Origin of the sequence: Streptomyces xantholiticus (genome assembly GCF_014651015.1) — a bacterium.
Lineage (GTDB): Bacteria > Actinomycetota > Actinomycetes > Streptomycetales > Streptomycetaceae > Streptomyces > Streptomyces xantholiticus.
The window spans coordinates 39,557-51,824 of record NZ_BMWB01000038.1; the positions used below are offsets into that span (position 1 = coordinate 39,557).

The window sequence follows — 12,268 nt, forward strand, 5'->3', positions numbered from 1 at the left end:
GAAGCCGCGGGGACTGTGCGAACCGAGAGCAGCGCGTCGAGGGCTTCCCTGACCCTTAACTATTCGCCTCATCCGTGCCTGCCTGCCGTCGCGGGACGGCCGCCGCCCCCGGGGAGAGTTTCAACTGCCCCGCAGCGTAGCGACAGGGTGATCCCTCGCCTCTTTGCGGTAGACGTCGACGAAAGCGATCGTGCATCCTTGCCTGACCGCCAGCCAAGGAGCGGCAACGCCCCGGCCGGCGAGTTCCCACAGGGCCAGCAGGGCGAGTCCGGTCTTGAGATCCTGCGAGATCTTCACGTGCGCCGTGACTTGCGGTTGAACCGCCCGCCACTCGCCGAGACGGTCACCTGCTCGAAGCCGACCTCGTCTGCACCACCGCGCTCGTCCGGACCAAGCGTTCCCTGGTCAGTCATACACCCACCCTGCGCCTACCTGAAGTAGCCGCAGCATTACCTAACACTTTAGGGATCTATATCCGCTGTCGAGCGTCACCCCGCCCCGCCACCTAAGCTGAAACTGAGGTGCGCGTCGGGCCGGGGAGGCTGCGATGGAGGAAACACGACAGGTCTCCGGGGCCACGCGCTATCTGCCGATCGCTGAGCACGGCCTGATCGGCGACCTGCGCAGCGTGGCTCTGGTGGGGACCGACGGCACGATCGACTGGTACTGCTGCCCTTCCTTCGACGCCCCGAGCGTCTTCGCCGCGATCCTGGACGCGGACAAGGGCGGCCGCTTCGAGCTGGCCGCGAGTATTCCGGCGCGCACCAAGCAGTTCTACTTCCCCGACACCAACGTCCTGATCACCCGGTTCTTCACCGAGGACGGTGTCGGCGAAGTGCAGGACTTCATGCCGGTCGACGGCAATGCGGTAGAGACCGAACGCCACCGGTTGATCCGGCGGGTGCTGTGCGTGCGCGGCTCCATCCCCTTCCGTACCCGCGTGGCGCCGCGCTTCGACTACGGCGCCGAGCCGCACACCGTGCGCATGGCCGACCAAGTCGCGCTGTTCGAGTCAGCCAAGCTGTCGCTCGGGCTGACCTCGACCGTCCCGCTGGAAATCGACGGCCAAGACGCGCGCGCCGACTTCAAGCTGACCGAGGGCGAGTCGGTGGTACTCGCCCTGGACCAGGTGGGCGGCAAGGTGGCGCTCCGCGGGTGCGCGCGGACGGAGGCCGAGGAGCAGTTCACCACCACGGTGCTCTACTGGCGGAAGTGGCTGTCCTCGTCCAAATACCGTGGCCGCTGGCGCGAGAGGGTGCACCGCTCGGCCCTCACCCTGAAGCTGCTCACCTACGAGCCGACCGGCGCGATCGTGGCTGCCCCGACGACGAGTCTGCCCGAAGAGCTCGGCGGCGAACGCAACTGGGACTACCGGTACGTGTGGGTACGCGACGCAGCCTTCTGCGTGTACGCGCTGCTGCGGCTGGGCTTCACCGGCGAGGCCGAAGCGTTCATGAACTTCGTGTCCCGGCACATCACCCCGGGCGGCGCCAAGCCGTCGGGCCCACTGCAGATCATGTACCGCATCGACGGCCGCACCGACCTGCCCGAGCGTGAACTCGCCCACCTGGAAGGGCATCGGGGCTCCGCGCCGGTACGGATCGGCAACGGCGCGGCCGAGCAGCTCCAACTCGACATCTACGGCGCGCTGATCGACTCGGTCTACCTCTACGACAAGTGGGCCGAGCCGATCCCCAGCGACCAGTGGGACGACCTGTGCGCGCTCGTGGATTGGGTCTGCGAGCACTGGGACCAGCCCGACGAGGGCATCTGGGAGACCCGCGGCGGCCGCAAGAACTTCCTGTACTCGCGACTGATGTGCTGGGTGGCGATCGAGCGGGCGATCCGCATGGCCAACCGGCGCGGTCTGCCCGCCGACCTGTCCCGCTGGCAGGCGAGCCGCGACACGATCTACCGACGGATCATGAAGCGCGGCTGGTCCGAGGCCAGGCAGGCCTTCGTGCAGCACGAGGACGGCGACGTCCTCGACGCCGCCGTCCTGATGATGCCGCTGACGAAGTTCATCGCCCCGACCGACCCCAAGTGGCTGTCCACCCTTGACGCGCTCACCCACGACCTGGTGTCCGACTCTCTGGTCTACCGCTACGACCCGCAGGCGAGCCCCGACGGACTACGCGGCGACGAGGGCACCTTCTCCATCTGCTCGTTCTGGTACGTCGAGGCGCTGACCCGAGCCGGACGCCTCGACGAGGCGTCCCTGGCCTTCGAGAAAATGCTCACCTACGCCAACCACCTCGGCCTGTACGCCGAGGAGATCAGCAACACCGGCGAGCAACAGGGCAACTTCCCCCAGTCATTCACTCACTTCGCCCTGATCAGCGCCGCGTTCAACCTGGACCGCGCGCTCGGCTGAGGAACCAGCATCCAGCCTCTGCCCGCCCTGCACCCCGATGCCGAGATGGCCTGACCGCCCACGAGAACGGACGGACCGTGCTGGTGCGACCGGACACCGTGACCGGCAGCGGCCCGTCGCGGACCGAGCTCATCGCGGGAGCTTCGCGGTGCGCTCGGGGTGGGCCGCGGTGATGTACCGCATCGCGGTGTGCGAGGAATGCCGAACAGGCGCATCAGGTGAAGTGGGTCGTCGACCTCGAATGCCTCGTCGCGGATCCGGTCCTGCCGCAGGGTGGGCATCGTGAGTCCGGGGGCCGGAAGATGGCGGTGAACGTGGTGCCGATGGGCGAGTGCGTAGTGTCCACCGCGGTCCATCGGTTGATCAACAGATGAGGGTTGGTCGTCACCGGCCAGCGGCGGTGACGTTCACGGAGCCACGCGGAGGCGCAGCGGTAGGTAAGTTCGTCCAGGTAGATGATGTGCCGTTTGCCGGGACGCCGGACGATGAGCCGTTCACGGGACAGGTCGAGGTCGGTGAGCAGCAGCCGACGGATGTCGGTGCCGTTGAGTGCATGGACGCAGACCAGCACCATCACGAAGCGCTGGAAGTCGTTCTTTGCATGGTTGAGGACGCCGGCCAGCCGGTCCGAGGGCACAGAGGGCGGGGTTTTGTTGATCGCGGCGAAGACGAGGTCACGGGTGGGATCGCGGAAGATCACGCCCTCTTGCCGAAGGGCCCGGAAGACATTCCGCAGGACGATGTGGATCGAGCGGGCTGGCGTCCCCTTGCGGGTGGCGATGGCCCTCTTGACGTCGTCGCGGGTGATCTCGCGCACGCTCTCGATGCCGTCCGCGAGCCACCCCTTGAGGATCGGGTCGAGGACATGCCAGTAGCGGACGATGCTCCGGTAGGTGCGGCCGGTGTGCTCCCACCTGCCCTCTCCGCGCACGACCTTGATCCAGACTGAGAGTTCCTGTGCGATCGTCTCGGGCAGTGCGGCGAGTTCGGCCTCCAATCGCTTCTGATGCGCGTCCCGGCGGAACTCGGCATCCGGGCTCAGCAGCCCTCGAGTTTCAAGGAACTGTGTGACCCGCCGTCCGCTGAACTTCAGGGGACGGTTGTCGACGAGCGCCCGGATGTCGGTCTCCAGCAGCGGGGCATCGGCGCCGAGCCAGGACACCAAGACGGTCAACGTGTGTCGGGTCTTGGTGGCGGGGACCTTGGACCACATCTCCTGCTTCATCACGCTGTCGAGGTCGGCGAGCAGCCGCTTGGCCGAGTCCGTGAGAGTCGGCAGATCCTGCCGCGCCAGCTCGGCCACCGGGCGCCAGTCTCACCGGACCTCAAACAACCTCTCCTGCCCAGGGGCCGCCAATTGCTCGGAGACAGGACGGCGCAGGGTAGGCGGGGCCACCTCCGAGCCACGCAAGCTTGTGGGTGCCGGGACCGGCGAACCAAACCACAGCTGGGTTCCAAACCGGGCGATGTCCCCTTGGCCGTAGTTGGCCACGTGCCAGCGGCATCCGCGGCAGCGTCCATCAGCCAGCGGCAGGTCGACACGGTGGCAGCGGTCGCACACTCCCGTGGATACCGGGCGGTTCCCTCTCTTCCGGAAGGCGAAGGCCGAGCAGGGCTCGCACGTGACCCTCGTCTTCGCAGTGAACCAGCAGCCGCACTGCTGGCAGGACCTCGGTGTCATCGTCCGGGGCGGCCAGAGACGGCGCGTAGTCCGCGATGTCCGTGGCCGCTGAGGGCGGTGAGGTTCGCGGGGCTCTGGCAGAAGCCTGAGCATCTCCGCCCGCAGAAGGACCGCCCGGACGGACCGGCTGTAGTTGGGGATGTCGTCGAGGACCAGTTCATCGACGAGGTCGTCGCCGTCTGCGTCGCGCACGGCGAGCGCGAGGCGCAGCATCTCGTGCAGCTTGCGCTGCATGGGCTTGCTGATGCCGGTCTCAGTCGCGAACGCCGCGGTGTGCTCGACGACGTCGCTATAGCCGGCGAGCGGCCTTTGCAGAATGCGCCGGCAGACGTCGATGGACAGCATCCGGCGGACCGGGAAGAGCGGCAGCTGCCCGTGGACAGTGGGTGGGAGGACCGCGGGGTCGTCTCTGGTCGGGGCCGCGACCGCGCGCAGATGCGTCGCCCGAATGAGGAGACCGTGGCTGCGTGAAGATGTCGGCCCGTCCCTTCCCTCACCTCACCCGTACGGCCAGTTGGCCGATCAGACAGTTCGTCGGCTGGCTGCCGGTCAGTCGGCGGGCAGGCCGAACCAGCGGAGGAGTACGGGTCGTGCGTCGTCGGGGGCGTCCTCGGGCCCGCGGGCATAGCGCGCGAGCAGGGCCAGATAGTCGTCATGGAGCGCGTCCAGCTCACCCTTCGTGAGGTGGATGAGGCTGCGTGAACCCCGCATCCAGCCTTCGGACTCCGCCTGTCCGGCGGTGAACTGCCGGGCGAGCTCGACGTCCTCCTCCATCCTCATCCGGTCCAGCTCGGCCGACATGGCGCGCTCGGCCTCCGTCAGCTCACCCTGCGGCGGTCTGCGGATGTCGAGGCCGCGCACCCCGCGCCACCAGCGCTCACGCCCGGTGGAGCGCTCGGGGATGTCTTCGATGAGGCCACTGCGCTCCAGCATGCGCAGGTGGTAGCTCAGCGTCCCTGTGTTCTCGCCGAGGGCGGCGGCCAGCGTGGTTGAGGTGGCCGGGCCCGCCGCGCCGAGGTGGCGCAAGATACGCAGGCGCAGGGGGTGCGAAAGGGCCTTGAGTACCTCGGGGCTGTCGACCGTGCGCCGCCCTGCGGCGTCCGCTCTCCGCTCTTTCGTCATGGCGGCAGTCTATCCCAGATAGCAGCGATTTCTCTGCAGACCTTCCTCTGCAGAGAAACCTCTGCAATGCTGTGACGTATGACGCCGAACCGAGTGACCTTGAATCGCACAGTCCGCCGCTTCACAAGTGCTGCTGCGGGGGCCCTACTTGCCGGACTCGCCCTGGGCGCCGCACCCGCGTATGGAGCTGAACGGGCCGCGGATCTGCCCGAGTTCGACTTCTCCGCCTGCCCGACCGTCGATGAGCTGCCCACGGGTGCGGACCCCGGGACCTGGCGCTGCGAGGTCATGCACGCCACGGGGCATCTGCGCATGGGCGCCGTCGACGAGCCTCTCACCGAACCTATGAAGATCACCTTTGCGGAAGGCCGTGTGGACGGTGAATTCCGCCAGGTCTTCGGGGAGATGACCGCTGCGCCAATCCGGGTGGGAGGCACCCTGTTGACTTTGACTCCGCAGTACGGCGGCTACTCGGACTTCCTGTCCGACGACACCCGGCGCGGCGAGTTCGACATCAAGTTCGTCATAGGCTCGGCGCACGGGCTGCTGTCCCTGCCCTGGTCGGGCTGCTCGGTGGGCAGCGATGAGGACGCGGTCCACCTAGTGCTCAAGGACACCGATCCCACCAGGGTGATATCCAAGGACCCCCTAATCGCCGCCTTCGGTGCCCAGGACGCGGAGTTCGCCGCCCCGGGCACTAGTGGCTGCGGCCCCCTTGGCCGCGCGCTCGACCGGGCCCTGGGCCTGCCATCCACGGCGGGAGCGAACGCCTTCGACATGGATGTCACGGTATCCATCCGGTCCTACATGTGAACCGGTTTCGGTTGAGTAATTGTCAATACCTCTGAGCCAGTTGAGGTGGTTCAGGCCGCGTGAGCCTCGGAGCGTTCGACGAGGTGGCCGCGCTCGAAGCGCGCTCCGGCCCGGACGAGCGCGACGAGGTGGGGTGCGTTGACCGCTCGCCACCGCTGCTGGGCGGACTCGACGAGCTTGAAGACCATCGCGAGGGCGGCGGCCGCACTGCCGGCGCCCTTGGTGACCTTGGTCCTGAGCCGGACCGTCGCGAAGGTCGATTCGATAGGGTTCGTCGTGCGCAGGTGAACCCAGTGCTCGGCGGGGAAGTCGTAGAACGCCAGCAGTTCGTCGACGTCGTCGGTGATCTTCCGAGCCGCCTTGGGCCACTTCACGCCGTACGTTTTGTCGAATGCGGCGACCGCCTTGACGGCGTGCTCGCGATCCTCGGCGTTGTAGATGTCCTGCAATGCCTTGCGTGCACCGGGCTGGGCTGACTTCGGCAGGGCGTTGAGCACGTTGGCCGTTTTGTGAACCCAGCACCGCTGATGGCGGGTTTCGGGGAATACCTGCGCCAGGGCCTTCCAGAAGCCGAGTGCACCGTCGCCGACCGCGAGGACGGGGGCCCGCATCCCGCGCCGGGCGGCATCGCGCAGCAGATCGGCCCAGGACTCGGCGGACTCGCGGTAGCCGTCGGCCATCGCGATCAGCTCCTTGGTGCCGTCCGCACGCACACCCATGACGACCAGGACGCAGGACTTGGCCTCCGTGAGGCGGATGCGCAGGTGGATGCCGTCGGCCCAGACGTAGACATAGTCGGACCCGGTCAGGTCGCGCTCGCCGAAGGCTTTGCAGTCGGCCTGCCACTGCGCGGTCAGCCGGGTGACCGTGGCAGGCGAGAGCCCGACGGAGGAGCCGAGGAACTGCTCGAGCGCGGGCACGAAGTCGCCCGAGGACAGGCCGTGCAGGTAGAGCAGCGGCAGCACCTCGCTGATCTTCGGGGACTTCCGGCACCACGGCGGCCAGCATCCGCCTCGCACCCTCCCGGACGACCTCAACCAGCAGCGAGCTGCCGCTTGGCGTGGTGCCGTCCTCGTTGACTACCGTAAGTACAGGCGTGTCTTCCCGACCGGCGGTGCAACGTCGGCCTTGCTCGATGACCTATCGATCGATCCATCGGGAAGGTAAGCCTCCTTCCGCCAGGGCTGATCCACAATTCCTGAGCATTGCTCTGCCCCGGGCACAGGTGGGCGACCCAGCCGCGCAGCACGGCCAAGTCGTCGCGGTCCCAGGCACGCAGTCGCCAGCCGGGGAGCGCCGTGTCGCCCTGCATTTCCACGAGACCGGCGAGGCGCGCGCGGTCCCAGCCGGCCCGTACCTGCTCCGAGGTCAGGCCCAGGGCGACCGCTCCTCGTTGCTGTCAGAACTCGACGATGGGTCGCCGAGGTGGTCGAGGCGGTGCCCCAGATGCTCTCCCTCCTCCAACTGTCGGCCGGCCCCGTGCTCGCCGGCCCTGCTCGACCTGCTCCAGCAGCGTGTCGCCGAACTCCGCGAGGAACGCGGCGAGGTGCCCTACGGCACCCAGCCGGAACCGCAGGCCGGGCCCGCCGTCGGCGAGGCGCCCGTCGGCGTGCTCCTCGACTGGGCGCTCGAAGGTCTGTCCGCCGTAGGCGCTCTGACCCTCGAGCGCGGCCAGGCCACCCTCACCCCGCTCGGCAATTGGGCGGTCTGGGTCAAGCTGGAGCAGATCTGCGTCGCCACCCAGAGCCCCGCCGGCAACCCTTTCGGGCGCCGTACGACGACCTGGGCCTCTACGGCCCCGTATGCCGGGCACCTCCCACGGATCGGGGCACGGCCGCGGCGGTGTCGGCCAAAGTGCGCAGAACGGTCGTGCTGGCGAGCACCAGCGCTGAGACCGGCAGACTGGCCCATCGCGTCAGGTCTCGCTGCAGGTCCGGGTCCACTTCGAGGGTCATCCGGACGTATCTGCTGTTCAGCGTGATGATCTTGGAGGACCTGGCAGCGATGTCCCCTCCGCGCTGCAACGCCGCGCGGTACCTGTCCTTGCGCTCCTTCATGCCTCTTCCTGACGCTTGATGAGTTCATCGGCGAGGTCCATGAACGCCGATCCTTTGGCCCGCACCGGACTTCCAAACGACTGGGCGTACAACTCGAGCCGCGCGATCTGGGTGTCCAGTACCACGAACCCCCACTCGGTGAGCGCCTCACGGGCGTCGGCATCGGGGCCGGTGCGTGTGGCGTCGGGGCGATTGGTCCGGTTCAGGAGGACTGCGGTGCGGGCCGGCTCGGCACGCAGGGATTGGACGTCGTCCATCTCGGAGAGGATGGGGGCCATCCGGTCCAGTTCGATGGGAGCGGGGGTCACCGGGACGATCCACTCACCCGCGTACCTCATGATGCTGCGGGCGATGCGAGGATGGTCCTCCATCTGCGGCGCATCGAGCACCACAGCCTGCCGATTGCCCAGGAAGTCGTTCACGCGCCGGTGCACGTCGCCCACCGGTAAGGCGATGACGGGAAACGGAAAGCCGTCGGCCAATTCGCTCCAGCGCAGTGCGGAGGAGGCTGGGTCGCCGTCGACCAGAAGCGGCGAGTAGCCCGACTCGTGAAGCGCGTGGGCCAGCCATACGGCACTGGTCGTCTTGCCGACTCCAGGCTTGAGATTCACAAAGGCAAAGCTAAGTGGCATGGGAGCCAACCATATCGGACGTGATCGACCGAATGGATTCGACGCGAGCGCGGAGCTCCATCGTTCACTCGCAAGCAGCCAGGAACTACTCTTCGGCCGGTGGACGAGCCGAAGGTGGAGTGCCGCCCAGCAGGCCGAGGCGTCGGCCGTCCGGAGAGTCAGCGTCCGCGAGATGTGTCTGCGTAAGGGGGTACAGCTCAACATCCGTTCCCTCGTACGCCGCGGCCGCTGGGCCCGGATCGTGCTGGGACGGGCGGCGTTGACCACGCTCTGCGCACTGCTGACCTCCCAGATCCCGTGGACCGGCCGGAGTGTGCCCGAGTTCCTCTTCTGGACCGGCGTGGTGGTGCCGCTGTCGACCATGGTGTACGACCCCAGGAAGACCCGGTGACCGGTGCCCGCGTGAAAGTCGAACCTGTGCACAGGGAACTGCGCCACTGCGATCCCGCCGCACGTCGCTGGTCGCGCCCGAAGCCGGGGCCCTCAGCGCGCGGCTGACGAACGGCAGGCCACACAGCACCACGCCGGACCCGGCCCGGGCCACGTCCGGTCAGGCGTACGGCGGAGAGGTCGGCTAGGCCATGGACGGCAGCATCCCGACCACCTGCCCGCCGCCGCCCACCCGCGCAGTCCCGATGCCCTGCTCCTGGCCGCGCACCTGCTCACCCGCCCAGCCCCCGGCCCCTTGTACGACGCTGACGTCCGCCGGCACGCCCGGGCCCTGCACCAGGCCGCCGCAGCGCTGCCCGCGGCCGAGCGCCCCGCCGAGGCAGAACAGCTGCGCCGGGCTCTGGTCGAAGCCGACGAGGTGGACTGTGAGTTCCTGGTGTAACGCTGAGGGCGCAAGTGCTTACCCAACTGCGATCTTCGTGGATGGGCTGAGACCTTAAGGACGTTGTCATTGAGAGTCGCTGGTCTGTGGCTACTTCATAGAGTGCTTTCTTGGTCAACGGTTTGAGGGTGCCCTGGGCTGTAGTCCCGTCGAATGATGAGATTCCCGTATATGTCGCGGGAATTCCAAGGTGTCGGCATCTCGAGCGGGCCGGACGATCCTCGTTCCTGCTGTTCTGGTGCTTGTGCAGGGTCGTCGCTTGCCCCGCATGCCCGGACCTGTTGACTCAGCCTGGCTTAGCGTGAGATGGCAGCATGGCGTAACGGAGGCGAATCTCTCACCTGCTGAACGAACCCAATGTGGCACTGTCCGCGCGGGCCGAGCAGGACAGTGCGGTACTGGCGGTGACCAGCCGCATGCTCGTGGAGATGATGCGCACCCCCGGAAGGCAGCATGCTAGCTACGCCGACGCTGACAACTGGTGCCAGCGATGACCACGGGCCGGTTCCCGAGCCCGGGACTGCTGCATGAGCCTCGAGCCATTTTTCGGGCTGCCGAAGCAAGCGCCGATAGCCGGAAGCTGCCGCATCAGGCTGGTCTGATGATTGGCTGTTAGGCACATGGTCGTTCTTACCGCGGCGCGTCGAGACCAGGCGTCACACCAGGCGGGCTGGTATCTGATGCTGCTCGAGTAGGCGGGTGAGGGCTTCGGTCGCCTCATCGGGGACGGCCAGAGCCACCAGGCGGCGGGCGCGGGTGACGGCGACATACCAAATGCGCAGCACTTCGTCGGTGGCCGGGTCGCCGGTGGCCCAGCGCTGGATGCTCCCGCTGTCGGGCAGCATCAGCAGCACGGCGTCCGCCTCGTCGCCCTTGACCTGATAGACGCTGTCGGTCCACAGGCCGGTGGTCATTGAGGGGTTGGTGATGGCAGGCTTGCCGGCCGGGCGGCCCTTGGTGCCCTGCGGGGCTGCGCCCACCGGAGCTGGCCAGGCCTTCAGCGCCTGCCACACGTCCTGTGCCCAACCCTTGTGCGGGGCAGGGAGGCTGCACAAGAAGGCGAACGCCATGCGGTTGGCCTGGGTGGCCGACAGGCCGTGCGCGGCGCAGATCCGGTCCGTGCCTCCTGTCTCGTCCGGAAACCAGTAGCTGAGCAGGGTACGTACAGCGACCGCGCAGGCGCGTATAAGGTCGCCGCTGGTCGCCGTGGCAGTGTGGGCCACAGTGCGGGCCCAGGCCAGGCTGGTGATGAGGGAAGGATTGCTCTTCTCGCGGGTGATCCCAGGCAGAGTGGCATATTTGTGGGCGGTGACCAGGCAGTCAGTGGAGCCGATCCCGTACTCGTGGGTTAGGTTGTGGAAGGCGTCGACCACCGGCTCGTCGGTGGGGACATGGCGGTGGTTGCTGCCCCGAGCGGCAAAGCGGGTGGGCAGAATGCCCACTGGAATCTCTTCTGCGGACGCGACCGGGGTATCCGGCGTCCGCTTTCCCGTGCGCAGGGCCGCTGCGAGGCGGCAGATGACCGGGGAACTGCACCAGTTTCCGGTCAACGGCACGGGAATATCGGTCAATTGGGTGGCAAGCCGATGCAGCGCTTGGGGCTCGGCGCCGCGCCACGCATAGATGGCCTGGTCGGGGTCTCCGACTAAGACAAGCGGCAGGCCGGCCTGGTGCAGCAGTTCCAGGATCGCCAGGTCTGCGGCGGAGCAGTCCTGCGCCTCGTCGACGATGACCTCCGCGAAGCGGGACAGCAGCGGCGGCAGAATCCGGGAGGAGCGGCTGCTGCGCAGGCACCACAGGACGAGCATCCGCGTCTCGTGACCGGTGAAGTAGCCCTGCTTCAGCCACGGTTCACGCGTTGCAATGATCTTGTCCAGCCAGTCGATGCGGCTAAACGGGCTGTCGTCGAGGATCCGGGCCGTGCTGTAGTCGACACGATCTCAGGCCACTGCCTCCATCTGCTTGATGGGCAGGCTGGGATCGGGATCCAGCGTCAGGGGGAACTGGTGCAGCGGAATCGCCCGATCCAGCTGCACCGTTGCTTTGACGCTTGCCCAGGACTCCAGTAGCCGACAGACGGGCTCGGCCTTTCTCAGCGGCTTGACCAGGAACTCCCACAGGAAGGAATCGAGCGTGCCGATGAAGTGGGGGGCCTGCACCAGGTCGCCGCGGCCCGCCTGGCGGCAGCGGCTTGCCATCTGATCCCGTGCTACCCGGGTGAAGGAGATCAGAGCCCGCCCTTTGCGCAGCGACCGGGCAGGGGACTGCAGATGCCGCATGGTGATCACATGAGTCTTGCCCGCACCGGGGCATGCCGGGATGAAGGCGGGCGCCGGTGCTGTGATCGCCGCTGGCTGCTGCGCCTCGGCAGCAGCCCGTACTTCCGTCGCTTGGCTGAGGTCGCTCACGCGACACTCACCTCGTCCGCTGCGTCGTCGCCATCGTCGGCAGCAGTAATGAAGCGGATCGCCTCGGCAAGGTAGGGCGGCACGGTGAACGGGATGGCCGCCTTCCCCTCGGAGGCCGCCGCCCTCAAGTGCGTCTACATGGCGCTGATGAGCCTGGACCCAACCGGCAAGGGCCGCAAGCGGTGGACCATGCGCTGGAAAGCACCCTGAACGCCTTCCAGATCTCCTTCGAAGGCCGGCTCACCCCGGCCAACAACTGAACGACCAAGATCAGCCGTTAAATTGGCTCTGTTCCGTAGTCGGTGGTGACGGCTGGTGACGGGCGTCGTTGACGTTGTATGCGAGATAT

Annotated in this window: 12 protein-coding genes and 3 pseudogenes; 7 read left to right on the forward strand and 8 right to left on the reverse strand. The window is 67.5% G+C overall.

Features of this window, described 5'->3' with window-relative positions:
- Window positions 1-120: 120 nt before the first annotated feature.
- Window positions 121-297: a hypothetical protein gene (locus IE198_RS36470; RefSeq protein ID WP_189893306.1), complete on the reverse strand. Its 177-nt coding sequence runs from the start codon at window positions 295-297 to the stop codon at window positions 121-123.
- A 250-nt stretch (window positions 298-547) separates the two neighbouring features.
- On the opposite strand from IE198_RS36470, the gene IE198_RS32875 reads away from it, so the two are divergent.
- The gene (locus IE198_RS32875; protein WP_189893309.1) at window positions 548-2,374 is read left to right on the forward strand and encodes a glycoside hydrolase family 15 protein; all 1,827 of its coding nucleotides are present in this window, start codon (window positions 548-550) and stop codon (window positions 2,372-2,374) included.
- A gap of 214 nt (window positions 2,375-2,588) precedes the next feature.
- On the opposite strand, the gene IE198_RS35930 is transcribed toward IE198_RS32875, so the two are convergent.
- Window positions 2,589-3,677, reverse strand: a complete 1,089-nt coding sequence (locus tag IE198_RS35930) for a site-specific integrase (protein ID WP_229834739.1) — start codon at window positions 3,675-3,677, stop codon at window positions 2,589-2,591.
- Between the two features lie 435 nt (window positions 3,678-4,112).
- On the opposite strand from IE198_RS35930, the gene IE198_RS32890 reads away from it, so the two are divergent.
- Window positions 4,113-4,526: a hypothetical protein gene (locus IE198_RS32890; protein WP_189893311.1), complete on the forward strand. Its 414-nt coding sequence runs from the start codon at window positions 4,113-4,115 to the stop codon at window positions 4,524-4,526.
- Between the two features lie 78 nt (window positions 4,527-4,604).
- Here IE198_RS32890 and IE198_RS32895 read toward each other — a convergent pair whose 3' ends face one another.
- Window positions 4,605-5,177, reverse strand: a complete 573-nt coding sequence (locus IE198_RS32895; RefSeq protein ID WP_189893313.1) for an ArsR/SmtB family transcription factor — start codon at window positions 5,175-5,177, stop codon at window positions 4,605-4,607.
- A 93-nt stretch (window positions 5,178-5,270) separates the two neighbouring features.
- On the opposite strand from IE198_RS32895, the gene IE198_RS32900 reads away from it, so the two are divergent.
- Window positions 5,271-5,990 (forward strand): hypothetical protein, encoded by a 720-nt coding sequence (locus tag IE198_RS32900; protein WP_373300049.1) that lies wholly within the window; start codon window positions 5,271-5,273, stop codon window positions 5,988-5,990.
- Window positions 5,991-6,040: 50 nt separating this feature from the next.
- Here the strand turns inward: IE198_RS32900 and IE198_RS32905 are convergent.
- Window positions 6,041-6,991 (reverse strand): annotated as a pseudogene (locus IE198_RS32905) (IS256 family transposase); the annotation flags it as partial.
- A gap of 415 nt (window positions 6,992-7,406) precedes the next feature.
- On the opposite strand from IE198_RS32905, the pseudogene IE198_RS35935 reads away from it, so the two are divergent.
- Window positions 7,407-7,749: pseudogene (locus IE198_RS35935) on the forward strand (hypothetical protein); the annotation flags it as partial.
- Window positions 7,750-7,780: 31 nt separating this feature from the next.
- Here the strand turns inward: IE198_RS35935 and IE198_RS32910 are convergent.
- Both IE198_RS32910 and IE198_RS32915 read right to left on the reverse strand, forming a co-directional pair.
- Window positions 7,781-8,047, reverse strand: coding sequence for a hypothetical protein (locus IE198_RS32910; RefSeq protein ID WP_189893317.1), 267 nt, complete (start codon window positions 8,045-8,047; stop codon window positions 7,781-7,783).
- Complete coding sequence (locus IE198_RS32915; RefSeq protein WP_229834745.1) at window positions 8,044-8,658, reverse strand: nucleotide-binding protein; 615 nt, start codon at window positions 8,656-8,658, stop codon at window positions 8,044-8,046. The genes IE198_RS32910 and IE198_RS32915 overlap by 4 nt, the downstream gene beginning before the upstream one ends.
- Before the next feature lie 193 nt (window positions 8,659-8,851).
- On the opposite strand from IE198_RS32915, the gene IE198_RS32920 reads away from it, so the two are divergent.
- On the forward strand, window positions 8,852-9,070 hold the full coding sequence (locus IE198_RS32920) for a hypothetical protein (protein WP_189893346.1): 219 nt from the start codon (window positions 8,852-8,854) through the stop codon (window positions 9,068-9,070).
- Window positions 9,071-9,364: 294 nt separating this feature from the next.
- Window positions 9,365-9,511: a hypothetical protein gene (locus IE198_RS32925; RefSeq protein WP_189893319.1), complete on the forward strand. Its 147-nt coding sequence runs from the start codon at window positions 9,365-9,367 to the stop codon at window positions 9,509-9,511.
- 656 nt (window positions 9,512-10,167) lie between these two features.
- Here the strand turns inward: IE198_RS32925 and IE198_RS32930 are convergent.
- Both IE198_RS32930 and IE198_RS32935 read right to left on the reverse strand, forming a co-directional pair.
- The gene (locus IE198_RS32930) at window positions 10,168-11,319 is read right to left on the reverse strand and encodes a UvrD-helicase domain-containing protein (protein WP_189893327.1); all 1,152 of its coding nucleotides are present in this window, start codon (window positions 11,317-11,319) and stop codon (window positions 10,168-10,170) included.
- Between the two features lie 132 nt (window positions 11,320-11,451).
- Complete coding sequence (locus IE198_RS32935; RefSeq protein ID WP_189893330.1) at window positions 11,452-11,919, reverse strand: UvrD-helicase domain-containing protein; 468 nt, start codon at window positions 11,917-11,919, stop codon at window positions 11,452-11,454.
- 102 nt (window positions 11,920-12,021) lie between these two features.
- Here IE198_RS32935 and IE198_RS32940 point away from each other — a divergent pair.
- Window positions 12,022-12,179, forward strand: a pseudogene (locus IE198_RS32940) (IS256 family transposase); the annotation flags it as partial.
- Between the last annotated feature and the right edge of the window lie 89 nt (window positions 12,180-12,268).

Coding starts and splice junctions, on each gene's coding strand:
- IE198_RS32895 (WP_189893313.1), bottom strand. CDS start 5,177: ATGACGAAAGAGCGGAGAGCGGACGCCGCAGGGCGGCGCACGGTCGAC.
- IE198_RS32910 (WP_189893317.1), bottom strand. CDS start 8,047: ATGAAGGAGCGCAAGGACAGGTACCGCGCGGCGTTGCAGCGCGGAGGG.
- IE198_RS32875 (WP_189893309.1), top strand. CDS start 548: ATGGAGGAAACACGACAGGTCTCCGGGGCCACGCGCTATCTGCCGATC.
- IE198_RS32930 (WP_189893327.1), bottom strand. CDS start 11,319: ATGCTCGTCCTGTGGTGCCTGCGCAGCAGCCGCTCCTCCCGGATTCTG.
- IE198_RS32920 (WP_189893346.1), top strand. CDS start 8,852: ATGTGTCTGCGTAAGGGGGTACAGCTCAACATCCGTTCCCTCGTACGC.